Raw genomic sequence first — 25,193 nt, 5'->3', positions numbered from 1 at the left:
TATTGGTCTATCCCATTTGGCTTGTAAGCCAACTACTTTGGCTGTTGAGTTTTTGCATCATCTTTTCCATAGCCGTAAATCTTTTATAATACATATCTTCCATACGGTACATACGCTCTTCCAATTTCTTTACATCATCTTTTGCCACAGTAATCTTTTTATCTAAAGCTTTATCATTATAAAAAGAATAAGCACTTCTTAATGTAGTAGAACGTGACACGTTATTAATAGAGTCATATAATCTATCACCAATACTTTTTGTACGGTTTTCATATTTAGCTACTAATGCTTTATCATCTTCTAATTCTGACTTTTTTAGCTCTTCCCATGACTTAGTGCTAGATATCACTCCATTTGCTAAGTCCTTTTCAAAAACACTTTTAGGATTACCAGATCCTGCAATAAGTTGGATTACCCCATCTGTATCCTTTGCTAGTGCCTTTCTAAACTTATCTTCATCAAAATGGAGCTTTCCTTTTTCTTTCCAATCACCCGTACTAATACCTATTTCTGATAAAGAAGAAAATGTACCACCTTCAACTACTCCCGAAAGTACTTCTCTCATAGAATCTACAACATATTTTAGGTCAGGATCTTTTCTAAATATCCCATCTTTAATTTTTTTATCCCATGCCTCAATTTCATACTCACTCATTTCCTTCTTTTGTTCTGATGTAAGTGGTTTATATGATTTGCTGCTTGCTGCATCAAGTTTATTATGAATATCTTCAATTAACTTATTATATTCTGTTACAAACTCTTTCATAAAATCTACAATAGCATCTGTATCTTGTGTAGCTACGAGTGTAATGGGGTCTTTTGTTATTGTATTTATTATAAAATTAGCTCCATTTACACTAATGTTATTAGCTTCTGAATTAATTTCTACTCCATTATATGATAAGATAGCATTTTTACCTATACTTATATTTTCTTGCTGTATGCCATCTCCTATTATGCTAATATCTTTCTGTTTTGCTCCTACTATAAATTTCCCATCTCTATAAATCACTTTTGACTTATCTTTATCATCAGTTACTCCATCATTTAATGCTGCCTCTAACTGAGTGATGATATTTTCATGAGTTTCTCCTGTGCTAATAGAAATAGATTTTCCTTTAATAGTTAATGTAGTATCTTTTGTTGTATCTATCTTTAATGCTGTTGTCGATGCATCTAAGATACCTAATTTATTCCATACATCTTTGTCCCCTCCCAAGGCAATAGACTGGCTTTCTCCTGTCTTTTTAGATGAAATAAAAAATGCTTTTGTATTTGTATCAAAGTTAACATTTACATTTGGATCTACTTGTTGCATTTCTTTAGCCAAAGAAGAAATAGTATGCTCCTCAGTAATTTCAATTTCCTTACCATTTATAGTTATTTTTTTACCCACTAAATCTTTATATCCATCTTGTTCAGATAATTTTTTTGTTGTATCAATATCGCTAATTGCTTTACTAGTAATTCTTGCCCCTTCAGCTAATTGATCAATTCTATCTATAGTATGTGTACCTACTGGCAAGGTAGCATTTTTATCTATAGTAATTATAGATGGATTTGATAAACTAATATTTTTCTTATTAAATGTACTTTCTAATCTCATCTTACTTATATATTTATCATGAAAATCAAAAATTTGCTTATTCATATCTCTCCAAGCATTCTTTTGCATTTCCATTAAGGTTTGTTGTTGCCATTTACTATCAACCTTAATTTGATAAGGCGCAATCATACTCTTAATAATGGATTCTGTATCTAGACCTGACGCCATACCTGTAAATTTAATACTTGTTGTACGCATATACTTTCCTCCTACCTTTTTTCATCCACATATAATCCTGCCATCTCACAAAAAGATACAATCATATCTATAAGCTTCTCTGATGGTATTTCTCTAATAATTTCTTTACTTTCTGTATTAACCACTTTAACTAACATTTCTTTAGTTTTTTCATGAAATGAAACTTCAACTTCTACTCCTTTTCCCGCTAACTTACTATTCACTTCTTCAATAGCATTTAAAATCGTTTTTTCTTGAAAAGTTGGTTGATAAGATGGGTCTACTTGCATCTGCTGTTTAACTTGTTGGATAGAATGTACCATTTTATTCATTTCATTTATATTATCTGATGAGTTTGTCACTTGAGACGTAGTAGCTATATTCAATAATTCAATACCCATATATTTACTCTCCCTTAATTATATAAAATAATCTTTTTCTACTAATACATCGACTAATTTCTATTCTATTTTATAGTGAGCTAAAATCTAATTTTTAATTAAGATAGCCATATGAGCTAAATCTATATATCCATTTTCTTTTAGTAATCTTAAAATTCGGTTAAAATAATGTGGATTATGCTCATATGTACCACATAATACATGTATAAGGTCTATAACATTTTCTACCTCTAATTCTTTATGAATACTGGCTACCCCTATAAGGTGTAATTTGATGATAATATAGTGCAAAATAAGACCTACATAACTTTCAAATACTGATTCCTTATTTACAGGAAGAAGCTCTAAGAAGAAATAATTTACTAAATAATTTTCAAAAATATACCCATGTTCATCCATAAATGGTCTATAATAGTTTTCATAGCTTTCACGATAAATATTTGAACTTTTTTCTAATGATGTATCTACAGTTAAATTTAAACCAACTATGATTTCTGATATATATCTATTATACTTATCATCATTTATACCCATCTCATAACGTATATCTATCAATTCTTTACCTAATTTTAATTGCATTTCTACTATAGACGGAATATCATCTAGAATATTTTTATACAAATTAGCATCCAATTTTTGCTTAAATCTATTTAAACTATAAGGAATCTCATCTACCTTCTGCGTTTTAGCTAATTGATCTAACTCTTTGCACAGTAATCCTAGTATCAACAAACGTTCTTCTATTGTATAGCTTCTATTTTGTAGTATACCAATCATTACAATCCTCATATCCCAAAAACAATCTTTCCAACTAAGATATTCCGGCCTTGTCTTAAACTCTTGAAGATAAATATCTCTATCCGTAAACTCTCTTTCCTCTTGATCAAATTCCATTACATCCTGATTTAATAAAACAACTTTAGCCGCTTCTATACATGATAAAGTCAGGCCTTGCTCCATTATACCATTTACTCTTTTATGTAGCCTAGGATACATAGCACATGTATTAGATAGATACGCTTCTCCTAGTTTTAACTGTAATTCACATAACTTATCTGAATTTAAGAATGGACAATAACTACTTTGTAATCTTATTTTAGCTACTTCATGTTTATCTTCCCCTACCCTATTTCTACCTACGTATTTTTCTACTTTTTTTCTCATTTCATAATCAGGTATTTTTTTATATTTTTTATACGTTCTCTCATCAATTGTAATCTTCCAACATCCACAACAAGTGTCTTCACATGCTGTACCTGTACATTTAAATTCTTTTATATATTTTGGGATAAGCATAAGTATTTTTTTCATATTTTCTCCTTTTAAATAACCACTCTAAACAAGACTTAGTTTAATCTTTTTTAGAGTATTCACTTATATTTTATTTTAAAAAAGAGGACTGAGATTCTCTCAATCCTCTTACAGAGTTAAATTTAATTATCTTAATAATTGAAGCACTTGTTGAGGTGCTTGATTTGCTTGAGCAAGCATAGCTTGTGAAGCTTGTTGAAGAATGTTATTTTTGCTCATAGCCATCATTTCTTTAGCCATATCTACGTCACGAATACGTGATTCTGCAGATGTTAAGTTTTCTGATGATGTACCTAAGTTATTAATTGTATGCTCAAGACGGTTTTGGAATGCACCAAGTTGAGAACGTTGTGCTGATACTTGTTTCATTGCAGCATCAATTACTTTAATTGCAGAGTCTGCACCTTTAGAACTTTCTAAGTTAATTTCTTTAATACTTGTTTCAGCTGTACCTAATGAGTTGCTATCAATAGCACCGATATTAATAGACATATTTTGGCCTTCATTTGCACCAATATGTAAGTTTGCACTCTTATCATTTACTACAAAGGATAAAGCATCAGCAGTAGCATTTAATTTAGCATTATCTAACTTAATTACTGTGCCATTATTTTCTAAGATATTATTATTAATTGTAATACCTGTAGCTACATCTGAATATCCTGTACCATCTGAATTTAATTTTTGTAACTTCGCTACTGCTTCTGTACTATCTAAATTAAGAGCAGTTCCTGCTGCTAAGCCTGTTACATTGCTATCTTTAATTGTAATTTTCGCATCTTGTCCAAATTCACCTGCTGTAAATTTAAGTTTTTTTGCATCCTCTGCTACAGTAAGTTGAACCCCTTTAGCAGTTAAACCTGCTTGTAATGAAGTTGCTAAATCACCAATTGTATCACCTGATGCTGTAATAGTATGTTTTTCACCAGCAATTTCTACTTCAATTTCAATTTTCCCACCAGCAGTATCTGTACCAGCTACACTTGACACAGTCCCTTTAGTAGCTGCACCTGTAACAGCTACTTTATATGTGCCTTCTCCAAGTTCTCCCACTTCTCTTACATCTTTTGTATTAGCAGCAATACCTAAATCACCATTAAGAAGTTTTTTAGTATTGAACTCTGTTGTATTTGCAATTCTATCAATTTCTTCTGTTAATTGTTTTACTTCTTTTTGTAATTCTTTTCTATCATCATCTGTGTTTGTATCATTTGCAGATTGAACTGAAAGTTCTCTCATACGTTGAAGGATAGAATGTGTTTCATTTAAAGCACCTTCAGCTGTTTGAATTAATGAAATACCGTCTTGAGCATTTCTTGATGCTTGGTCAAGACCACGGATTTGTCCTCTCATTTTTTCTGAGATTGCAAGACCTGCAGCATCGTCACCAGCACGGTTAATACGAAGACCTGAAGATAATTTTTCCATTGATTTTTGAGCATTTACTTGGTTTGAACCCATTTGTCTGTGTGCATTGATTGCTTGCATATTGTGATTAATAATCATAATAATATTCCCTCCTTGGAATGTTCGGCATCCTTGCCTATTTTTTAGATTTGTTTTGTCAAAAGTTAAGTATGGCTATTAACTTTTGTTCACCATATATATCGACTTATTTAGAGACAAGTTTATAGGTTGTGACAACATTTTTTATAAATTTATTTAAAAAGTTGTTGTAAACTTTTCATCGTATCTGCCGAGTTAATAAGTGCTTCTTGATTATTGTTTTCTATTTCTATATAGACTTCTTCTCTGTGAATACTTACATCCTTAGGAGCAGTAATTCCTAGCTTCACTTTGCCATCTTGTATATCCAAAATCCGTATTTCTATATTTCCATTAATCATAACAGCTTGGTCCTTCTTACGTGTTAATGCAAGCATCTCTTTAGCCCCTTTCTTGAATCAGTTCAATCAGCTTATGTCTCACTTGATAATCCTTACCTTCTGCAATAGCTTGTACACCTAGCCTTCTCGTTGTATGTATGAGCAGTGGTGCTTGTAGATTAACAGTTGTTTCTTCTATAGGTTGTCTAACTGCAACTATATTGTAGAGTACAAAGTCTTCCGTTTTGCCTCCACCTAGTTTCTCAAAATAACTTTCCCCTATGCATGGTGCATAGTCTGATTTCACCCATTCTGGACTAATGATGGTAAAAGCAATGGCCCCTTCTTCAACAGATTGTAAATAGCAAAACTTACTCTCTTCATCTTCGATTAGAATGAACTTTCTTAACGTCTCAAATCCTGGTATACCTTCTTTAAACTCGATGGTTTTATCTTCATCAACTTCTATTTCTCCAAAACGTGTTTGTAGCGTCATATTCTCTCCTACCTCTTTTCTCATCATACTTATATTTTACCTAATTATTTAAATTCAAGTGAAGTTTAGCTTTCATTTGAACCCTATGATAGTCTCTTTACCTCATTGTACTGTTTTGATATGCAAAAAGCTATAGGACAATTCTCTTTGTACTATAGCTCTTGAAATCAATATCTTATATGCACTTTTATATGTCTTTATAAGATATTCGATATGCCTTTTGTTTCTATTCACGTTTTCTTCTATATAGTACTCGATTCTTAGTAAGATAGAACCAGAATCATAGTGACTACTATCTTAAGAAGTCTGCAAGGGTATTCATAATAATCTTAGAAGTTGCTTGTAAACCACTTTGATAAATCATGTATTGAGTATTAAATTCTACATACACGTCTTCTAAATCTACATCTTCTGTATTTGAGAGAAGTTCTGTAAAGTTGGTCTTATCATCTTCTAGACGAGATTGTGTATACTCAAGGCGATTTTGCTTACTTCCTAGCTCTGCGGTCATTTCTGAAGTTTCTTTGAGACGATTATCCATCTCTCCAATCATATCTGTAAAGATTTGATTGAGTTCTTCATCTGTTAAGCTGTCATCACTAAGTTTATCTAGCATACCTTCTATATTATTAAGTAATTTATTCATCATCTCTGGCATACCAAGAGTATTCACGTCTAATGTATTATTAACGCCTATTTCATATTCAATACGTTGTCCATCTGTATAGCCATGTACTGCTGGATTAAGTACACCTGCTGGGAGCATCTCACCTGCTGGGAGCGTAGTACCTGTTGGTATTGTTGTATTTGCCTTCAACTCTGTCCCTGCTGGAATCGTAACGGTTGCACCTAACTTTTCTGGTGGATTAGATGTACTCGCTTTGATTGTTACTGTGCCATCATCATTGACCACTACTCTATCCGAATCCACAGGATCTACTGTCACTGCTGTGCCTGCTGGTAGCGTAATATCTTCTGTAACAATAGTATCTGCTGATAACTCTAACTCTTTTTTTAAAGTCATATCCCCTGTTAGCTTAAGATCTGCTTTAAGCTCTAAATCTTTTTCTAACTTTGTTTCTTTTTCCAAGAATACAGGCTGATCTGTTTTATACCCTGAGAATACATAACGCCCTGCATAAGTAACATTAGCTTCTTGTTTAAGCTGATTATAAAGTTGCTTCATATCAGATACAATCTTTTGTCTATCTTCTGATGTGAGTGTACCATTACTTGCTTGTACACAACGTGTACGAATATCTTTGATAATCTCTGTTGTATTTTTAAGTGCTGCTTCTGTTACTTCCATCCAAGATGTCGCCTCGTCTACATTACTTGCATGTTGTGTGGCTTCCATTACATTTAGTCTTAATTTAAGTGAACGTCCTGCAATGATTGGGTCATCTGATGGACGTTGAATCTTCTTAAGTGTGTTCATCTGATTATAAAGGTTATTCAGATTGCCCATGTTGTTATACATTGTATTCAATGAGCTGTTTTGAATCATTCCTTGTGTAATTCGCATGTTGCACCTTCTTTCGTAATTGGTTATTTATCAATTCGCCTTGTCTCGTCGTCTATTCTAATTAAGTACGTTCTGCCTCTTATTAATGTCTGCTATTTTACTCTTCTTTTATCTAAAAATCATATATAGCTAACTCAAGTGTGTAAAATCTCTATGTTATTATTTTTTGCTTACCAGTTACCAAGTTTGAATATAGTTGTTTCATAAATGCCATCCATCGTTGTCAGTACTTTGGCTGCTGCTTGATAAGCTTGATTATATTTAACTAAGTTAATAAATTCTTCATTTGGATCTACTTGAGAAACACTTAATCTTTGATTTTCTATAGTTGTTGTCACATTTTTTTGTGTTTTTTGGTACATGGCTGCTTCTTTGGCATTGATCCCAAGTTCACTAAACATAGAAATCATAAAGTCTTTTGGATCCCCATCTTTGAACATTTTATTGTTGTTCTTTTGTGCACCTAGAGCAAGGAGTAAGTCATTACTACTTGGGTTTGGATTGCTCCCATCAACTGGGTCATGTTCAAAGTTAGTACGGATATTGCTTGCGCCGTCATAAACAGTATCTGATACTGAGAACTGTTTAGCAGTCATCTTACTGTAATCAATCTGTGCAACAAATTCACCATTTACTTCTTCTAAAACAATATTGCCGTCTTTGTCTCTAAGAAGCATATCTTCTATACTGACTGGTGTTTTGCTATTGCCTTCTGTATAGGTAAAGAGTGCATGTTTAGGAATTTTGATGGTTGTACCATCGTCTAGTGTCAAGTCTGTATAAACTTGTCCACCATCTGTTCCAGCTTGGTTATAGACATCATTCATGCTCTTTGCAAAGATTTGAACGAACTGATCTAACTTATTGATATAGTATGGAATACCTTTGTAAGTGATAGATGGATCGTGTTGTTCACCATTCATAGTAAAACTACTGCTTCCTCTACCGTCACGCATGTCGATAATCCCTTTTAGCTCTCCCGAAAGGTCCTTATCATCCATATAGAAAGGAAGACCATCTTCCCACTTAATATCATATAAGCCATCTGCGTCTTCTGGATTTTTCTTCTGATCCTCTGTTCTTGCAGAAACTTTAAGTAAACGTCCATAGGTCCCATCTACTAATACTTGACCATTGAGCTTAATTTGGAATTGCTTATCCACCTTACCATCTGGTCTTGTAACATCTACTTCTTTGGCATCAATATTTACAATTTGAGAGAGACGATCCACACAGAGTTCTCTATCATCTCTTAAGGTATTAGCTATATCACCATTTAGCTCTGCACGATAAATTTGATCATTTAAACTTGTAATACGTGTCACAAGGTTGTTGATTTCTTCTACCTTAGCTTTCATCTCAAAGTTCAAGTCACGTTGATACTCTGTTAACTTCTGTGCTGCAGAATTATAATATTTAGTAAAACTAATAGACATTTGTCTAAGGGCTTCTTGGCGCTCTCCCTCTGATGGCAACTTAGAAAGGTTATCGATTGCTGTAAAGAAGTCATCAAATACTTTTGTAAAGCCTGTATCACTTGGTTCACCAAATACGCTTTCAATAATACTATTTTGTTCTGCTTTGATTTTATATTCACCTAAAGCTGGTTTTTGTCCCCACATCTTTTGATCTAGATAAGAGTCTCTTACACGTCGTACTTGTGTAGTATCTACTCCAGTTCCGATCATTCCTCTTCCGTAACCTGGCATAGCACTAGAAGCACGTTGATCAAGCACTTGCCTTGAGTAACCTTTTGTTGCTGCATTGTTAATATTATTAGAAGTTACAGCTAGTCCTCTTTGTGCTGCAAAGAGGCCTGTTGTCGCTATATTCATTTCAAAAAAAGCCGATCCCATAAGTTCCTCCTATAGTTTGTTGATTATAGTATCCATCATCCCATCTAGCATATTAACCATTCTGGCTGCTGCATTATAGGCATATTGGTATTTAAGCATATTAGACATTTCCTCATCTTGTGAAACAGCACCCATTGCCATACGATCATTATCAATGCTTGTTACAAGAGTGTTTTTCTCTTTGATTTTATTCTTGTATTCTGAGCCTTCTGAACCTACTTCAGATACAATCTCAGCATAGAAGTCCATGAAGTTAGAGTTTTTACCATTTGGCGCACTTGCTGGTGCCTTACCATCTGCTGTACCCCAACCACCTTCTGGTTCTCTTGGCCATTCACGTGTCTTAGACCACTCATCTAAAAGCTTGGTTATCACACTATTATCACCAATATTATCTGGATCACCATCTACCGTTCCAAGTTTATTGTAGCCACCATCTTGAAGAAGCTCTGGATTCACTTGAATGTTACCTGCTGTAAGATGTTTTTTAATAGCTACGCGGTAATCTTTCATAGCTTGATTGTAGGCTTCTACATCATCTGGATAGTCTTCAAGCCTTGGTTGTGCAGGTAACTTGGTACCATCTGTAGAATTCTTTGGTACAAACATAGGAATCCCCATTGCACCTTTATGATCCCCTATTCCCGTTCCACTTAATGTATCATTGACTACATTAGCAATCTCTCCAACAAGCTCAGAAAGTTGTTTTTGTAACTTAGGAATAACGAAGCTATTCCCTAATTTATCTACACTTTCTTTATTATTAAGGGCAATATTATCCCAGCTTGTATTACTATCTGCTGCCATAGGCCCTCTTGCTATAAGTAAACCTTTTAAGTAACCTGTATCATCACCTGTACTACTACTTACAACAGAGTTTAGGTTGTACACCTCTTTGCCTGTATCACTCCATACTGGTACGACAAATCCTGAACCATTTGGAAGGACTTTCGCTTGTAACTCAACTACAAAAGGTCCATCTATTAAGTTTCTTCCTTCTGTTTTCACATTGACTCTACCATCTTTATCTTCAGAGTAATCAATATCTATGTAATTTGAAAGTTCATCTAAAAGCAGGTTACGTTGATCTCTTAAATCGTTTGCACGATCACCATTAACTTCTGCTTTTGCAATTTTATCATTTAAATCTCTAACGCTATAAAGCATATCATTGATTTCTTTAATAGCATCTTTAACCTGTGTATTCACATGTTGTTGGTAGTCACCCAGTCCACCCATAATTTGATTGGCACGCTTCATCAAAACATCTGCTGTTTGAATAAAGGCAAGACGTTCTTCTACACCTGATGGATTGGTAGATAACTTTTGTGCTTGTTTCCAGAAGTCTTCAAGCATCCCACTAATAGATGCCCCATAAGGTTCATCTAATATAGATTCAATCTCTGATGTAGCACTTTGTTTAGCCATATAGAAATTAAGCACAGAGTTTTCCGTACGAAAACGCTTATCTGCGAATTCATCTCTGATTTGTCTAATTTCTGTAACGGATACACCCATCCCTACTTGCTGAAGTCTACCACCATTTTGTCCTACCGTCATATAGCCTGAATCATGTTGTAGTGCTTGTTGTCTTGTATAACCTTTTGTGTTGACGTTGGCTATGTTATGTCCTGTAACTTGTAACCCGGTCTGTGCAGCCTTGAGACCTGATGTCACACGGCCTAAGCTAGCAATTGATGACATCTTCCCACCTCCTATTGTCTTTTGTCAAATAAACTACGTGTTTGAAGTGTTTCTTCTTCTCCTGGTCTGCCATAATTGACTGGAATCTGAGTCATCTTCGTACTCTTTATAGCATTGATAGTAAAGTTCACGTAATCCAGTGATTCTTCTAGAACCATCTTATTAATTTCATTTTGAGCTTTAAGTTGTTCCATAAGCTCTAAGATTTCTTCTCTTACCTTTAATAAATCTTGGCTAATTTCAAGCTCCATCCCCATCTTTTCCATGAGCTTTGTCAAAGTAAGTTGTTCATATTTGAGCCCTGTTACAAGTGCAATATCCTTCAGCATACCTTCTCTTTTCTTATCTAAAAGATTCAGTCTACCGATAAACTCTTCCTCCTTCTCTACAATTTGACTAAGGAGTTCTAAGTTTTTGTTTTGTACAGACTCTGTTTTATATGTAGCGAGGGTCACAAGACCCTCGTAGCATTCTTGCTGGTGTTTTAATATTTCTAATAAATCGTATACAATTCCTGCCATTATCTTTCTAGCCCTTCATATCGAATCTACTCATAATTTTTTCACTTACCTCTTGCATGTCTACATTGTAAGTTCCAGAACTGATACGTTCTTTAATCGTATCCACTTCCTTTTGACGCACATCTGGTAGTTTTTTTGCTGCATTTAATGCATATTGATAGTCTTTTGCTAGTGTTGAAAGTTGAACTTCATCTTGCTTTTTTGTTTTGATTGGTTCCATCTTCATTTGTTGAGTCTTATAAATTTCTCCAATACGATTTATGCCTGTCACTCTCATGTCTTAGACTCCTTCCTTCTCTTCCATTTTTCAACTGTACTATATATATCGGCCCTTTAGCTTGATACTTTATAATATTAAAGTATACCTTTCTTTTAAAAAATAAATAAGGACTTAATAGAGAAGTATACACTTATATACTATACACTCTATTAAATCCTTATTTTTATGTACCTTTTTATATTTATCTTCTCACACTTGGGTTAAAAGAACGCATTTTTGCCGTAGCTTCTTGTTCTGTAAGTCGTGTATCTCTAATACTTTTTGCTGCACTTCCTAAGTCTGAGCTTAATTTAGCACGACATTTATCACACAGCCTCCCTGTACGTATCTTTGTACCACACTGTTCACAGCTTAGTGTAATAGGTGAGCCTGGCATAACTTCTAGACGCCCTTCTCTTAAGTAACGCTCTAACATTTTCACACTTGCACCTGTTTCATGGCACACTTCTTCCATGGTAGCACCTACATTTTTTCTTAAATAAGCTTTCACTACTTGGAAAAGTTCTTCTTCATCTTTCTTACACTTTGGGCAAAGTGGTGCACCTGTAATGTACTGAAAGATTTTCCCGCATCTTTTACATGATTTAACTTCCATGATTTCATCCCTCCTATATAGCTAAACAAACTGTTAATACATAAATATCTTGAATTTGAATAGATGTTTCTTGTTTAAGTGCTCTAATACATTCTGCTACAGTACTTCCTGTTGTATAGATATCATCAATAAGTGCAATATTAATCGGCACATTGCCTTCTATCTGTAAGTCCTGCTTCGTATCCTCTTTAACCCTAATGGCTTTATGAATGTTCTTTGCACGTTCTTCTTTCTTACACGCAGACTGTGGCTTTGTATCATAAGCTCTTTCAAGTAACTCCAACACAGGTATGCTTGTGTAGTTGCTTAACTCTTCTGCCAAGTCAAATGCTTGATTAAAACCTCTTTCAAAATATCTATGTCTAGCAATTGGTACAGGAATTAAACAATCAATATCTAAATGTTCTCTTTGAATAAGATTAGCCATGAGAACACTATAACCTTTTGCATATTTCCGAATACCCGTATATTTCCATCTTAATACACTTTCTTTATAGAAGTCAACATAGGGAAAAAGTGCCACAATGCGTGTTACACCTCTTGGCACTTCATTACAGTAGCTGCACACACTAGAATCCACACCATAAGGCTTTCCACACCTCGGGCATAGATTCCTTTCTAATAATGCTTCCTCACAATGAAGGCACAGTCCTACTCCACTATTTTCTTCTATAAAACTCCTGCATACGATACATTTATTAGGGCACAGCCACTCTCTTACTACTTCTAAGAACATCTCTTTTCCCACTTTCCTTTGTATTAGATTAATCAATGGGTCATTTCTTAAAAGTTTCTGATGGAGTGAAAACTTAGTAATTTAGGTGATGGGCTGTAGACAAGTTGTTGTATGGAGACTTTCTCCGCAACCTTTTTAGAGAGGCTTAGAAAATGTAATCAAACTGGTTTTAGGGAAATGTTTGAGAAAAAGTGTTGTTCTTTTTCGAGTTTTGACCGTTAGTTTGATGTAATGAACTTAGCCTCTCTTAAAAGGTGAGGACTAAAAGTTGGAATACAACAAGCTTGACTACATGCCCTCACTCCCTAAACTTTATATAAGCTGCTTCAAATGTATCGCTAAACTGGAATAACGTTCAAGCTCTCTATTATTTTCAATCATACGCCCTACTGTATCTTTAATCCCTACAATGACAACCATTTTCTTCGCCCTAGTTACAGCAGTGTAGAGCAAGTTACGGCTCAGGAGCATAGGTGGGCCACTATGGATTGGTAGGATCACTACAGGGTACTCACTTCCTTGTGATTTATGAATGGTAACTGCATAAGCCAGTTCTAATTCATCTAACTGGTTAAATTCGTACTCTACTGTTTTTTGATCATCAAAGATAACGGTTAGTATTTCTCTCCCTAGGTCAATATCTTTAACCATACCACAATCACCATTGAATACGCCTATCCCTTCATCCAGTGGATAGCCTGTATGAGCATAAATCTTCCATGGGGTATTGTAGTTATTTTTAATCTGCATGACCTTATCCCCTACACGGAATATATTATCTCGGTAGTCCTTCTCAATCTTGCCTACTGAAGGTGGATTAAGAGCTGCTTGGAGGAGTTTATTAAGTTCATTGACTCCCAATAAACCTTTGCGCATAGGTGCCAGTACTTGTATGTCTTTAAGGAAATCTACTTTTTGGAACTTGGGAATACGTTTCATAATCAGTTCTACAATAGTCTCTTGAACTTGTTGTTGCATACTTCTATTCATAAAGAAGAAATCCGTATCTTTTTCATTACATACAGGTTCTTTCCCTTGGTTAATACGATGGGCATTCATAACAATGGCACTTTCTTGTGCCTGTCTAAAGATTTGAGTTAAGCGTACAACTGGAAGGCGTTCACTCTTAATCATATCTTTAAGCACATTCCCAGCACCTACTGATGGTAGCTGGTCAGCATCTCCAATAAGGATTAATCTTTGCCCTTCTTGTACTGCTTGTAAGAGGGCATACATTAAATTCACATCTACCATAGACATCTCATCGATAATGACAACATCTGCTTCTAATGGATTTTCATCATTACGATTGAACATCTGTCTACTACTATCTTCTTTAAGATAACCAATTTCAAGGAGACGGTGTATGGTCTGTGCCTTCATCTCAGTCGCTTCACTCATACGTTTTGCTGCACGTCCTGTAGGCGCTGCAAGGAGTACTTCTTCATTGGCCTTTTCTAGCATATGAAGGATTGCCTTAATAGTTGTAGTCTTCCCTGTACCTGGCCCCCCTGTTAAGATGGTGACCCCATGCATCAATACGTAGCGCACTGCTTCTCGCTGCTCTTCAACTAACTGAATAGAAAGTTCTTTCTCTGTTTGCTTAAGTTCCTTATCAAAGTCAAAAGGCATTTCTTTGTCATAAGTCGCTGCTAAATCGATCAGCTTCCTTGCAATCGAGACCTCACAGTGGTAAAGCCTACTTAAGAACACACAAGCTACATTATTATAATTTTTGACAATGATAGCTTTTTGTATTCCAAGCTCCATCATGGCATGGTCTACAAAATCTTCTGTCACACCAAGGAGCTGTAAACTTTTCTCTACAAGAATATCTCTTGGCATATAAGTATGTCCCTCTAACGTATACGTATTAAGGATATAAAGAATCCCTGTCTTAATACGTTGTGGGTCATTCTTATCGATTCCAATCTGTGCTGCAATCTCATCGGCTTTTTTAAAACCAATGCCAAAGATATCTTCTGCTAATCTATAAGGATTACTCTTAATCACTTCTATGGTCTTATCTTTATAACGCTTATAAATCTTGATGGCATAGGTTGGTGTAATCCCAAACTCTTGTAACACAAGCATGGCATTACGCAGTTCATGCTGTGCACGGAAGACTTCACTAATCTCTAACGCTTTCTTTTCACTAATCCCTTGAATCTGCGAAAGGACTGTTGGCTCACTTTCTATAATTCGGAAGGTATCTAGCCCAAAATGCTTGACAATCTTCTTAGCTGTTTTTGGTCCAATCCCTTTAATAGCACCTGAAGCCAGATAACGTTCTATACCTTGTACAGTCTTTGGAATACTTCTTTCAAAAGTATCCACTTTGAGTTGCTTTCCATAGATAGGGTGGGTAGCCCATTGGCCCACAATACGTATTTCTTCTCCAGGATGAATGCCTAGCATACTTCCTACACAAGACACTTCTTCTCCTTCATATTCAATTGTACATACTGTATAACCATTTTCTTCGTTTTGATATATGATGTCGTCGACGACACCTTCTATAACTAATTGTTCTTCCAATTTATCCACCCTATCCTTTGCTATTTCCTACGTATAAGCTCTAGTTGTATCTTCTCCTCATCATAGCCAATATTTGCTTCATCAATCATGGTTCCTACAAGTCCTAATTCCTCTGAACTATCTGTTTCACCTGCAAGCTCCCAGTAGTACTCTTCCATTTCTCGTTCTCTTGGGTAACTTAGAAAGCGTTGTAAACGTTTGACACAGAGTGCCATATCATCTAAGGCTATTGCTTCTACTATAATGATCTCACGATCTACTAAATTATTAATTTTAATTTCTAAACTTTGTGCTTGATGTTCTAAGAAAAAGGTTGTTAATTCATCTACCATCTTAGAAATCTTTTTTACTTCGTGTCTCACGCTTTATTCTCCTTCTTAAATGCATCAATAACAGGAATTAAAATAGCTGCTATGATACCTCCTGATAATCCATTGTTATATAACATTAATCCACCATGCAAAGCACCTATATTTTGTATAAGTGTAGCATGTAATATACCTGCCAACATCCCTATAATTGATCCATATTCACCAGCTATAGGTGCAAGGGTTGTCCCAAATAGAGCTGAAATAATCAACATGGATGTAGAAGTTTCTATCTTAAAAAAGTACCAACCTAGTACCACACCTGCTACAATCGGCCATACATTTCTTGGATGCTTACCAAAACTTCCAAATCCCATTACTGTCAGCATCGCTGCAACAACTGGGCCATTAAAACTTCCATCTAATATGAATATAAATCCCATACACATGAGGCCTAAAAATCCCATATTCATTAAACTGAGTCCAAAACCATCTTGCTTGATCATATCTGTAATCAATCTACCTGAATGTTTCATTAAATGCTTATAGCCTTTAAAACTCTTATCATTAATACAGTAACCTATTATAATCAGTGCTATACAATATAACAATAAGAAAGTAACAACACGCCAATCATTACTTTCAAGTAAGGCATAGTTTTTTGTTACAGTAATACTTGATTCGTTTATCAAAGCATAGACTAGCATCCCTACAAATCCAGCTGCAGTTCCCATATTGTATAAATTATATCCTGAGTGGAAAGTTACAAAACGTGAAGATACAGTTGGCATAATAAATCCAATGAATCCGCCTACTACTGCCATGATCACCAAGGCTGCGATTACATTAGTTCCCATCATCTCACCAATCAGGCTTGCAACGGGGCTAAAAGCTGTGGAAAACATATTAATGATGACTACATTTTTATAAGATATACCATGATATCTACTATATATATAGCCCCCAAAATAGAATGGCCATATATTAAACATATTCTTACCCATAAAGCTAAATCCTGTTAGCAAAAATAATGCTGCAATAATGATCCCATTCGGCTTTAATTCCAATCGCTTAATAAGCCATAAATTTACTAACAATACCACTGCTGCATTCAAAAATGTAGCGCCTGTTCCAGCAATCAATAAGTAATCGGTTAGTAAAATATCATTTGACTTATAAATAGTTCCTATCCCTTCAATAAGCTCCTTGGGACTCGTTGTAATCAATGCAAAGAGTACCATCGCTAATGGAAGGATATAGAGTACGTTATACATGGTACTTCTTGATACTTCTTTTTCTCTCGTAATCTTAATTGTATTCATGCAAGCTCCTCTACTATTTTTATTAGTACTTTTATTTTATCATATGTAGACAAACTTTTTAAGTACATAACAGAAATGTAGAGGCCTTCTCTTACAATATTAAAAGGCCTACTTCCCTCAAAGTAGGCCCTTTCTATTCATAATCTATCCCGTTATATCTATTTGTATATCTTAGTGAGCTGCTAATTTTTTAAGCGCTTCTACTTTATCTGTTTGTTCCCATGGAAGGCTTACATCTGTACGACCAAAGTGTCCATAAGCTGCTGTTTGTTTGTAGATTGGTCTTCTAAGATCAAGCATTTTGATAATACCTGCTGGACGAAGATCAAATGTTTCTCTTACGATTTCTACAAGTCTTTCATCACTTACTACGCCTGTACCATGTGTGTTGATTAAGATAGAAACTGGTTGTGCTACACCGATTGCATAAGCAAGTTCGATTTCACATCTATTTGCAAGTCCTGCTGCTACAATGTTTTTAGCTACATAACGTGCTGCATAAGCTGCTGAACGGTCTACTTTTGTTGGATCTTTTCCAGAGAAAGCACCACCCCCGTGGCTTGCATAACCACCGTAAGTATCTACGATAATTTTACGTCCTGTAAGACCTGAATCCCCTACTGGTCCACCGATTACGAAACGACCTGTTGGGTTGATAAAGTATTTTGTTTCATCATCTAAAAGTTCTGCTGGAATGACGTGTTTAATAACATGTTCCATAAGATCTTCATGAATTTGTGCTTGTGAAACTTCTTCAGCATGTTGTGTTGAGATAACAACTGCATCTACTCTTACTACTTTATCTCCATCGTACTCTACAGTTACTTGAGATTTACCATCTGGACGAAGGTAGCTAAGTGTACCGTTTTTACGTACTTCTGTAAGACGACGTGTTAATTTATGTGCTAATGAAATAGGCATTGGCATAAGCTCTGGTGTTTCATCACAAGCAAAACCAAACATCATCCCTTGGTCCCCTGCTCCTGTTGCTTCAATGCTTTCATCTGACATTTCATTATTTCTTTTTTCTAATGCTGTATCTACACCCATTGCGATATCTGGTGATTGCTCATCAAGAGCTACCATTACACCACAGCTGTTGCCATCAAAGCCAAAGGCTGGGTTGTTGTAACCAATCTCATTGATTGTATCACGTGCAATTTTGTTGATATCTACGTAGCAGTTTGTTGTAACCTCTCCCATTACAAGTACTAAACCTGTTGTGACAGCTGTTTCACACGCTACACGTGCTTGTGGGTCTTGTGCATAAATTGCATCTAAAACTGAATCAGAAATCTGGTCAGCGATTTTATCTGGATGCCCTTCTGTTACTGATTCTGATGTAAATAATCTTCTTGCCATTTTCAAAATCCTCCTTTAATACGGTTGTGAATTCAACATAAGCGATGTATTTTAAAGGTTAGATGGTTGAATGCTTGATTTAAGCTAAAAAAATAAAGGCCTCAAAAAATGAGGCCTTGTCTGCTTGATCGTAAATACGATACATCCTCATCTTACAAATGCTACTGCACTTGTGGGAATTGGCACCCGCGATCTACGCTGGTTGCCGGGTTTCATAGGGCCCTGTCCCTCCACCTCTCTGGATAAGAATTACTCATCGCTATTTAATTGTTGAGTTTATTATATAAGTGATTACTTTTATTTGTCAAGTAATTTATTTTTTATAGTTCTGTTGTGTGTTGTAAGCACCTGTCATCTGTTTATACATACTATCAGCTAAGCCAATACCACCAGCATCGCACATAATTTTGCATTGTTCATCCACTAAATAGCTTTCAAACATCTCTTCATAGTCACCTTTAGGAATCAATCTTTCTCCCATTTCTGTTGAAGATTTCATTTGTTTAAACAGGCTAGAAAGCATATATTGTTCGATTTGTTTACATGCATCTTTTAATGCTTCATCATCTTTACTTGCAATAGCATCTTGAAGCACTGCTTCAAAATCTGTATTTTCATTTTGTGTTTTTTGAAGTTCTAGTTGACTTGTAAGCGTTGCATTTAAGTTAATCCCTGAAATACTCATTTAGCTTCCTCCTACTTATCCACGTTTAAGTTCATTTGCTTGTTGAAGCATGGTATCTGCTGTTTTAATGGCTGTAGAGTTAAGCTCATAAGCTCTTTGGGCTACAATTAAGTTAACCATTTCATTGGCTACATCTACGTTTGAGCCTTCTAGTACACCTGATTTAATGATACTTCTTGTAAGTCCATCTTCTTCACCTTCAACACGTGCTATACCAGATGCTGCTGTCTCCATAAATAAGTTACTTCCTGCTGCTTCTAAGCCCTCTGTATTGGAGAACTGTACAATACGTAATTGTGCAATATCCATACGTATCCCTGTCTCTTCATCCATGTAAGAAATCATACCATCTTGACCAACGATAAGTTTATCTACACCAATTCCACCATCTACAACAATAGGTTCTTCATCTATAGATACAACTGGATGTCCATCTGTTGTAACAAGAGCATAGTTACCATCATCTAACATAGCCATTCTGAAGTTACCATCTCTTGTATACATATATTCATCATCTTGCATAATAGTGAAAAAGCCTTTACCTTCAATGGCCATATCTGTTGGATTACCTGTTCTTTGGATGGTACCTTGTGTATACATACGACTACTTGAACCGATACGTACACCATGTCCTACTTGCATAGTCGTTGGGGCATTTGTTTCTGCTTGATTGCCCATTTTTGTATAAAGTAAGCTTTTAAAATTAGTTGTTTCTTTTTTGTAACCTACTGTATTTACGTTTGCTAGGTTATTTGAAATCGTATCTACATTTGTTTGTTGGGCTGTCATACCTGAAGCAGCCGTCCATAATGATCGCATCATTTGTCTTATACCCCCTATACACGTCCTACTTCATTTACCGCTTTACCAAGTAAATTATCATGAACTTGAATCATCTTTTGATTGGCTTCATATGCTCTTGAAACAGTGATCATATCTACCATCGCTGTTACTGGATTAACATTTGAAGCTTCTATGTACCCTTGCATTACACTACCTTCAAAAGGTTCTGCACCACCATTTGCTAAGTAAAGATTATCTTCTCTTTTAGTTAAACCTTGATTGTCATTAAACTTTACTAAAGCTAATGTATCAATTTCTCTACCATCTACAGTAATTGTGCCTTTTTCTCCGACAGCAAGCTTACCACCATTGGTTAAATACTCTTCTCCAAACTCAATAGGGCCATCTTCTCCCATAACCGCATAACCTTCTTTGGTTACAAGTGCACCCTCACCATTAATAGAGAATTTCCCATCACGGGTATAAGCCATTCCATTTGGTGTTTGTACTGTAAAGAAGCCGTCACCTTGTAAAGCCAAATCCACTAAGCCATCTGTCTTTACTAATGAGCCTTGTGCAAATTGAGTATAGATTTGATCCACACGTGCACCAAAGTTCATTGATCCAATTGCTCTGTCATTTGGAATATTGTTTTCCATATCTTTGAGTCTGTAAGTCAGTACTTCATTAAATGACGCTATGACTGCATCATCTTTTTTATAGCCGGTTGTATTCACATTGGCTAAATCATTAGAGATGACATCCAGTTTTTTCGTCTGTACATTCATACCTGTACCAGCAATATAAAGACCTCTAATCATATGCATTTCTCCTTCTGTTTTTTCTAGAGTACTTGTATTCTACAAATAGACCTGTTCCAACTGCAACACAAGAAATAGCTTCATCTGCAATCACAGCATTGATCCCTACTCTCTCGGCAATAAGTTTGTCTAATCCATAGATAAGGCTGCCACCGCCTGTTAAAACAATGCCTCTATCTGATATATCGGCAGCAAGTTCTGGAGGCGTAGTCTCAAGTACGTCACGTACTGCCCATACAATCTCATCAATTGGTCCAGCTAAGGCCTCTTGTATCTCATCTGAAGAAAGCACAATATTTTTTGGAAGCCCAGAAACTAAGTTACGTCCTTTAGCTGTCATTTCAACAGGGAAGTCTCTTGTATAAGCTGTTCCAATGTTCTTTTTAATCTCTTCTGCTGTTCTCTCACCAATTAACATCCCATGTTTTTTACGTAAATAAGTCATAATCGCTTCATCAAAATTGTCCCCAGCAACTTTGATAGATTTATTTACAACTGCACCACCTAAAGAAATAACTGCAATATCAGCTGTCCCACCACCAATATCTACAATCATACTCCCACATGGTCTACTAATATCAATACCAGCACCAATAGCTGCTGCAATAGGCTCTTCAATGATATCAACTTTCCTAGCACCTGCTTGTCTAGTCGCATCCTCTACTGCACGCTTTTCTACCTCTGTAACCCCACTAGGTACACATACCGCAATACGAGGTTTAATAAGTCTTGGACCTATTGCTTTATGAATAAAATATTTAAGCATTTTTTCTGTGGCTTCATAATCATCAATAACCCCACGCCTTAATGGTCTGATAGCCGTAATATTTTGTGGCGTACGCCCAAGCATAGCTCTTGCTTCTTCTCCCACAGCAATCACTTCACCTGATTTATTATTAATGGCTACAATAGATGGCTCTTGTAGCACAATCCCTTGACCTTTTATATAAATAAGAACAGAAGCTGTTCCTAAATCGATCCCTATGTCGGCTCCTCTTCCAAACATATATAGCGTTCTCCTTTACCTGTTGTCATTTTTCACCATAAAATTACTTTAATTATAACTCAATCCTACATTTAATGCAAAATATTTACTTTATTCATCATGTCATAACTAGCTTATAACACACCTAAGATTTATATGTACTTTTTATAAAAAAATTACAGTTTAATAAGCTGAGGACATATAGGTAAGCTTATTGTATTCCAACTTCTAGTCCTCGCCTTTAAGAGATGCTAAGTTCATTTCATCAAACTAACGGTCAAAACTCAGAAGAGAAGTTCACTTTTCTTCAAACATTTCCCTAAAACCAGTTTGATTCCATTCACTAAGCCTCTCTAAAAAGTCTGTGGAAAAGTTCTCATACAATGTCTACTTACAGTACCTCACTTAGCAAACTCTTCCGCCTGAGGGAAAAGAGACATACTTTCGTGAAATCACGCCTATACTCTCCTACACCACCTTTGAAAAGCTTCCACCCTCTTCTTACCTATCACTGCCATCTACTGAGTGAGGTTGTGCATATTACTACATGTCTAACCAAGCGAGGTGGCTGCGGGTATTCTCCTTCACCTGCTACACTCCACGTTTTTTCTTCGGCATGTCACTGGAAGTGAAAGCTTACCTTTCTGAGTAGAAAAGAGCGGTGATGCGTGGGTGACCTCCATGGAGCTTTTTTCGAGGATGGACTTAGAATATAAGCTACATGCAGTTTAGTAATCTCTCCGCCGGCGCAGTCCACAAAGTGAGGGAGGCATATTCGTAAACTTGATTCAGTGAGCTGGATAGGGGCGTTCTTCGGAACCTGCCTACGTAGCTTTCAGATAAGAAATGTACGAAATAAAAAAATAATGGTTTTAGGTGTGCTGTTTGAGCGTAGCGAGTTCACACCGTTATTATTTTTAAATGAGTTACATTTCTCTGAAAGCGGAGTGTAGCAGGTGGAGGAGAATCCACCTAGCTAACTCACGCAAGTAGACTAAATATAAGCACACCCTCACTCTATAAAATATTTATTTAATCATCCTTTTCGAAATTAAGGCCCAAAACAGTAAAGGCTGCTACACTCCTATTTGAAAGTGTAACAGCCTTCACCTCTATCACTCATCTATTTCATTAATCCTGAGTATTTTTCTTTTGTTGCTAGGCCACCTCTTAAGTGTCTTTCAGCTTTGTTGAGCTCTAAAACTTTCCTAGCTTCCATGGCAAGTTTTGGATTAATTTTTTCTAATCGTTCTGTAACATCTTTATGAACTGTACTTTTACTGATACCAAATTTTTTGGCCGTTTCCCTTACTGTAGCGTTAGAATTGATAATAAATTTTGCAGCTTCAATGGCTCTTTCTTCGATATAAGGTTTCAAGAAAAGGCCCCCCTTAACACAACTCTTGATTAATAAATATGCTAAGAAGTCCCTCTTTATTCTCAAAACTTAATTAAGGACAAGGTTTTTGACAAAAAATATATTTTAATTATATAATTTAACTCAAGTTTATATTTATTTTTAGCAAAGGAAGTTTATCTATGCGATTGCTCACAAAAAAAGAATTATTTGCTTCTTTAGGAACCGGAACCTTTTTAGGGCTCATTGTAGCTCTTATTCTCATATCTTATTTAATACCTTCAGAAACCATAGAAGCAAATTCTATACTTACAACATTTGATATGCATGAACCAACCTTCTTTTCATTTTATAATGCCAATTCCGAAGATCATAGTTTCCCAGATATTATTAATATTCCGATGGAAATCTACATGGCTCATCCTTCCCTAGATACAAGTAACTACCATCTTATTAATGTACGTGTGTCCTTCTACACAGGCCTAGCTTGTGAAAATGGTGGCTATGCAGAACGCAATGCCATAGGTGCCCCACTTCAAATAGGCTCGCTAGCTGCCCCACAAGATATTCCATTCGGTACATCATTTATCATCAAAAATCTTCCTCAAGATGTATCAACCGATACCTTCATTGTCGATGACCGCGGTGGTGCCATTAAACGGATTAATGACAATACCATTAAAGTAGATGTCTATGTAAAACGCAACCCCGGTGAAAGTGATGCCCAATACTTCGATCGCACCAACGCCCTTGGCATCATCTATACTAAAGCCCTCTACAAGCTTCCTCACCATTCTTAACCCCCCCTTTTCTTCATCCTCATAGTAGCTATCTTGCCTTGAATGCCTAACTGCAATTAGGGAAGTATGAGCAATTACCCATCTTCTTCCCACCCCTGCATTGTCCAAAGCAGTAGCATTTTCTTGCTGTCTAGCTGAAGTGAAAAGAAGTGATAGAAAACATTCTGTAAGCTTTTTCACGAAGGTAAAGCTGGAAGAATATTTTCTATCACTTCGACTTCACTTCCCTCTTCCCACACAAAAAAGAGGCTGCCTTTGGCAACCTCCTATTCTATGCAAACTTAGTCTGCAATATGACCCATATCTACACCTGCTACTGATTCATGGTAGCCTAAAATAGATGTAGGATCTACAATTTCATCATTGTGTTTAACTTGTAAATATACATTGCAACCAAGGTCAGCAAATGGACCAGTTGCACTTCCTGTTGTACCAATTACTTGCATAGCATCTACTGTTTGTCCTAATAAGTCTTTGTCAGCTTTACCACCTTGGATACCGATTTCTGATGTATATCCATTACCGTGGTCAATAACAATAACACGACCTACATTACCAATAAGTTTCATACTATCAAGTGTTGTTGCATCATCAATAATGTCTACAATAATACCTTTAGCTGGAGCTTTAATAGATTCACCTTCTGAAGCACTGATACAAACACCATAAGTACGCATTGTTTGTTCTAACGCTGTACTATACCAATGTTTTGTACTATCATCTCTAAATGGTACAATAATATTACCTTCTACAGGCCATAACATTGTATCACCATCTGCGAAGAAAGGTCCTTCATTTGGATCTGCTGTTGTAGAGCTAAATGTTTCAACAGCCATTTCATCTTCTACAATTGCATCTGCTGATTCTGTTTGATTGTTTTCATCAACAGCAACATCTACATCTGTAGTGTCTGTAGCTACGCTATCAGATACAGCTTCTTCTGAAATAGCTTCTTCATTAGTTGCTACTTCATCTTCTGGTAAGATTTCTACATCTCCCATTTCATTTTCTGTTCCTTCTAGCATACCATTTGTAACATCTTCTACATATGCTCCATTTTCACTTTCTACTGTTGTTGTATTGTTTGAAAGTACAACAGCAGCCACAATAGCACTTACACTTACAAGTCCTACTGCTAAATAAAAACCATATTTTTTTGTAAAGTCTTTAAGTTTGTTCATCCTTTACACCTCCGACG

Annotated in this window: 24 protein-coding genes and 1 riboswitch; of the genes, 1 reads left to right on the top strand and 23 read right to left on the bottom strand. The window is 35.8% G+C overall.

Annotated elements, in window-relative coordinates; translation table 11 throughout:
- Positions 1–7: 7 nt before the first annotated feature.
- The 22 genes from fliD to spoIIID form a co-directional block, all read right to left on the bottom strand.
- Entirely contained in the window at positions 8–1,804 is a 1,797-nt protein-coding gene (gene fliD, locus BN2390_RS04760; RefSeq protein ID WP_053983207.1) for a flagellar filament capping protein FliD, read from the bottom strand.
- Positions 1,805–1,815: 11 nt separating this feature from the next.
- A complete protein-coding gene (locus BN2390_RS04755; protein ID WP_053983206.1) occupies positions 1,816–2,184 on the bottom strand; it encodes a flagellar protein FlaG in 369 nt (122 codons plus the stop codon).
- 87 nt (positions 2,185–2,271) lie between these two features.
- Positions 2,272–3,495, bottom strand: a complete 1,224-nt coding sequence (gene fliB, locus BN2390_RS04750) for a flagellin lysine-N-methylase (RefSeq protein ID WP_053983205.1) — start codon at positions 3,493–3,495, stop codon at positions 2,272–2,274.
- Between the two features lie 126 nt (positions 3,496–3,621).
- Positions 3,622–5,001 carry a flagellin N-terminal helical domain-containing protein gene (locus BN2390_RS04745; protein ID WP_053983204.1) on the bottom strand — a complete coding sequence of 460 codons (1,380 nt, stop codon included), beginning with the start codon at positions 4,999–5,001 and terminating at the stop codon, positions 3,622–3,624.
- Between the two features lie 152 nt (positions 5,002–5,153).
- Complete coding sequence (gene csrA, locus BN2390_RS04740; RefSeq protein ID WP_053983203.1) at positions 5,154–5,378, bottom strand: carbon storage regulator CsrA; 225 nt, start codon at positions 5,376–5,378, stop codon at positions 5,154–5,156.
- A gap of 4 nt (positions 5,379–5,382) precedes the next feature.
- Entirely contained in the window at positions 5,383–5,817 is a 435-nt protein-coding gene (gene fliW, locus BN2390_RS04735; protein ID WP_053983202.1) for a flagellar assembly protein FliW, read from the bottom strand.
- 292 nt (positions 5,818–6,109) lie between these two features.
- On the bottom strand, positions 6,110–7,342 hold the full coding sequence (flgL, locus tag BN2390_RS04730; RefSeq protein WP_053983201.1) for a flagellar hook-associated protein FlgL: 1,233 nt from the start codon (positions 7,340–7,342) through the stop codon (positions 6,110–6,112).
- Positions 7,343–7,512: 170 nt separating this feature from the next.
- Positions 7,513–9,198: a flagellar hook-associated protein FlgK gene (flgK, locus tag BN2390_RS04725; RefSeq protein ID WP_053983200.1), complete on the bottom strand. Its 1,686-nt coding sequence runs from the start codon at positions 9,196–9,198 to the stop codon at positions 7,513–7,515.
- Positions 9,199–9,207: 9 nt separating this feature from the next.
- Positions 9,208–10,902 carry a flagellar hook-associated protein FlgK gene (gene flgK / locus BN2390_RS04720; RefSeq protein ID WP_053983199.1) on the bottom strand — a complete coding sequence of 565 codons (1,695 nt, stop codon included), beginning with the start codon at positions 10,900–10,902 and terminating at the stop codon, positions 9,208–9,210.
- Positions 10,903–10,913: 11 nt separating this feature from the next.
- Positions 10,914–11,423, bottom strand: a complete 510-nt coding sequence (locus BN2390_RS04715) for a flagellar protein FlgN (RefSeq protein WP_053983198.1) — start codon at positions 11,421–11,423, stop codon at positions 10,914–10,916.
- Positions 11,424–11,430: 7 nt separating this feature from the next.
- Positions 11,431–11,700 carry a flagellar biosynthesis anti-sigma factor FlgM gene (gene flgM / locus BN2390_RS04710; protein WP_053983197.1) on the bottom strand — a complete coding sequence of 90 codons (270 nt, stop codon included), beginning with the start codon at positions 11,698–11,700 and terminating at the stop codon, positions 11,431–11,433.
- Positions 11,701–11,884: 184 nt separating this feature from the next.
- The gene (locus tag BN2390_RS04705; RefSeq protein ID WP_053983196.1) at positions 11,885–12,298 is read right to left on the bottom strand and encodes a hypothetical protein; all 414 of its coding nucleotides are present in this window, start codon (positions 12,296–12,298) and stop codon (positions 11,885–11,887) included.
- A gap of 13 nt (positions 12,299–12,311) precedes the next feature.
- The gene (locus BN2390_RS04700; protein ID WP_053983195.1) at positions 12,312–13,034 is read right to left on the bottom strand and encodes a ComF family protein; all 723 of its coding nucleotides are present in this window, start codon (positions 13,032–13,034) and stop codon (positions 12,312–12,314) included.
- 312 nt (positions 13,035–13,346) lie between these two features.
- Positions 13,347–15,581, bottom strand: coding sequence for an SF1B family DNA helicase RecD2 (recD2, locus tag BN2390_RS04695; RefSeq protein WP_242847644.1), 2,235 nt, complete (start codon positions 15,579–15,581; stop codon positions 13,347–13,349).
- A gap of 11 nt (positions 15,582–15,592) precedes the next feature.
- Positions 15,593–15,934 (bottom strand): hypothetical protein, encoded by a 342-nt coding sequence (locus BN2390_RS04690; protein ID WP_053983193.1) that lies wholly within the window; start codon positions 15,932–15,934, stop codon positions 15,593–15,595.
- Positions 15,931–17,202, bottom strand: a complete 1,272-nt coding sequence (locus BN2390_RS04685; RefSeq protein WP_053983192.1) for a DUF1576 domain-containing protein — start codon at positions 17,200–17,202, stop codon at positions 15,931–15,933. Before BN2390_RS04685 ends, BN2390_RS04690 begins: the two co-directional genes overlap by 4 nt.
- A gap of 171 nt (positions 17,203–17,373) precedes the next feature.
- The gene (gene metK, locus BN2390_RS04680; RefSeq protein WP_053983191.1) at positions 17,374–18,564 is read right to left on the bottom strand and encodes a methionine adenosyltransferase; all 1,191 of its coding nucleotides are present in this window, start codon (positions 18,562–18,564) and stop codon (positions 17,374–17,376) included.
- A 144-nt stretch (positions 18,565–18,708) separates the two neighbouring features.
- Positions 18,709–18,813, bottom strand: a riboswitch (SAM riboswitch).
- Between the two features lie 64 nt (positions 18,814–18,877).
- Positions 18,878–19,249, bottom strand: coding sequence for a rod-binding protein (locus tag BN2390_RS04675; protein ID WP_053983190.1), 372 nt, complete (start codon positions 19,247–19,249; stop codon positions 18,878–18,880).
- 15 nt (positions 19,250–19,264) lie between these two features.
- Positions 19,265–20,071 (bottom strand): flagellar hook-basal body protein, encoded by an 807-nt coding sequence (locus BN2390_RS04670; RefSeq protein ID WP_053983189.1) that lies wholly within the window; start codon positions 20,069–20,071, stop codon positions 19,265–19,267.
- Between the two features lie 14 nt (positions 20,072–20,085).
- Positions 20,086–20,853, bottom strand: a complete 768-nt coding sequence (flgF, locus tag BN2390_RS04665) for a flagellar basal-body rod protein FlgF (RefSeq protein WP_053983188.1) — start codon at positions 20,851–20,853, stop codon at positions 20,086–20,088.
- Entirely contained in the window at positions 20,846–21,859 is a 1,014-nt protein-coding gene (gene mreB / locus BN2390_RS04660) for a rod shape-determining protein (protein WP_053983187.1), read from the bottom strand. The genes flgF and mreB overlap by 8 nt, the downstream gene beginning before the upstream one ends.
- Positions 21,860–22,961: 1,102 nt before the next feature.
- Entirely contained in the window at positions 22,962–23,216 is a 255-nt protein-coding gene (spoIIID, locus tag BN2390_RS04655; RefSeq protein WP_053983186.1) for a sporulation transcriptional regulator SpoIIID, read from the bottom strand.
- 161 nt (positions 23,217–23,377) lie between these two features.
- On the opposite strand from spoIIID, the gene BN2390_RS04650 reads away from it, so the two are divergent.
- Positions 23,378–23,995, top strand: coding sequence for an RlpA-like double-psi beta-barrel domain-containing protein (locus tag BN2390_RS04650; RefSeq protein WP_053983185.1), 618 nt, complete (start codon positions 23,378–23,380; stop codon positions 23,993–23,995).
- Between the two features lie 281 nt (positions 23,996–24,276).
- Here BN2390_RS04650 and BN2390_RS04645 read toward each other — a convergent pair whose 3' ends face one another.
- Positions 24,277–25,176, bottom strand: coding sequence for a peptidoglycan DD-metalloendopeptidase family protein (locus tag BN2390_RS04645; protein ID WP_053983184.1), 900 nt, complete (start codon positions 25,174–25,176; stop codon positions 24,277–24,279).
- Positions 25,177–25,193 lie beyond the last annotated feature (17 nt).

The sequence above is a fragment of the Niameybacter massiliensis genome, from assembly GCF_001282685.1.
In the GTDB taxonomy this organism is placed as follows: domain Bacteria; phylum Bacillota; class Clostridia; order Lachnospirales; family Cellulosilyticaceae; genus Holtiella; species Holtiella tumoricola.
The sequence above is the reverse complement of the archived record's forward strand: the minus strand, read 5'-3'. Positions and strand labels throughout refer to the sequence as shown.

What these genes read in the sequence shown, in the direction of transcription:
- fliD (WP_053983207.1), bottom strand. Translation starts at nt 1,804, where the DNA reads ATGCGTACAACAAGTATTAAATTTACAGGTATGGCGTCAGGTCTAGAT.
- BN2390_RS04755 (WP_053983206.1), bottom strand. Translation starts at nt 2,184, where the DNA reads ATGGGTATTGAATTATTGAATATAGCTACTACGTCTCAAGTGACAAAC.
- fliB (WP_053983205.1), bottom strand. Translation starts at nt 3,495, where the DNA reads ATGAAAAAAATACTTATGCTTATCCCAAAATATATAAAAGAATTTAAA.
- BN2390_RS04745 (WP_053983204.1), bottom strand. Translation starts at nt 5,001, where the DNA reads ATGATTATTAATCACAATATGCAAGCAATCAATGCACACAGACAAATG.
- csrA (WP_053983203.1), bottom strand. Translation starts at nt 5,378, where the DNA reads ATGCTTGCATTAACACGTAAGAAGGACCAAGCTGTTATGATTAATGGA.
- fliW (WP_053983202.1), bottom strand. Translation starts at nt 5,817, where the DNA reads ATGACGCTACAAACACGTTTTGGAGAAATAGAAGTTGATGAAGATAAA.
- flgL (WP_053983201.1), bottom strand. Translation starts at nt 7,342, where the DNA reads ATGCGAATTACACAAGGAATGATTCAAAACAGCTCATTGAATACAATG.
- flgK (WP_053983200.1), bottom strand. Translation starts at nt 9,198, where the DNA reads ATGGGATCGGCTTTTTTTGAAATGAATATAGCGACAACAGGCCTCTTT.
- flgK (WP_053983199.1), bottom strand. Translation starts at nt 10,902, where the DNA reads ATGTCATCAATTGCTAGCTTAGGCCGTGTGACATCAGGTCTCAAGGCT.
- BN2390_RS04715 (WP_053983198.1), bottom strand. Translation starts at nt 11,423, where the DNA reads ATGGCAGGAATTGTATACGATTTATTAGAAATATTAAAACACCAGCAA.
- flgM (WP_053983197.1), bottom strand. Translation starts at nt 11,700, where the DNA reads ATGAGAGTGACAGGCATAAATCGTATTGGAGAAATTTATAAGACTCAA.
- BN2390_RS04705 (WP_053983196.1), bottom strand. Translation starts at nt 12,298, where the DNA reads ATGGAAGTTAAATCATGTAAAAGATGCGGGAAAATCTTTCAGTACATT.
- BN2390_RS04700 (WP_053983195.1), bottom strand. Translation starts at nt 13,034, where the DNA reads ATGTTCTTAGAAGTAGTAAGAGAGTGGCTGTGCCCTAATAAATGTATC.
- BN2390_RS04685 (WP_053983192.1), bottom strand. Translation starts at nt 17,202, where the DNA reads ATGAATACAATTAAGATTACGAGAGAAAAAGAAGTATCAAGAAGTACC.
- metK (WP_053983191.1), bottom strand. Translation starts at nt 18,564, where the DNA reads ATGGCAAGAAGATTATTTACATCAGAATCAGTAACAGAAGGGCATCCA.
- BN2390_RS04675 (WP_053983190.1), bottom strand. Translation starts at nt 19,249, where the DNA reads ATGAGTATTTCAGGGATTAACTTAAATGCAACGCTTACAAGTCAACTA.
- BN2390_RS04670 (WP_053983189.1), bottom strand. Translation starts at nt 20,071, where the DNA reads ATGATGCGATCATTATGGACGGCTGCTTCAGGTATGACAGCCCAACAA.
- flgF (WP_053983188.1), bottom strand. Translation starts at nt 20,853, where the DNA reads ATGATTAGAGGTCTTTATATTGCTGGTACAGGTATGAATGTACAGACG.
- mreB (WP_053983187.1), bottom strand. Translation starts at nt 21,859, where the DNA reads ATGTTTGGAAGAGGAGCCGACATAGGGATCGATTTAGGAACAGCTTCT.
- BN2390_RS04650 (WP_053983185.1), top strand. Translation starts at nt 23,378, where the DNA reads ATGCGATTGCTCACAAAAAAAGAATTATTTGCTTCTTTAGGAACCGGA.
- BN2390_RS04645 (WP_053983184.1), bottom strand. Translation starts at nt 25,176, where the DNA reads ATGAACAAACTTAAAGACTTTACAAAAAAATATGGTTTTTATTTAGCA.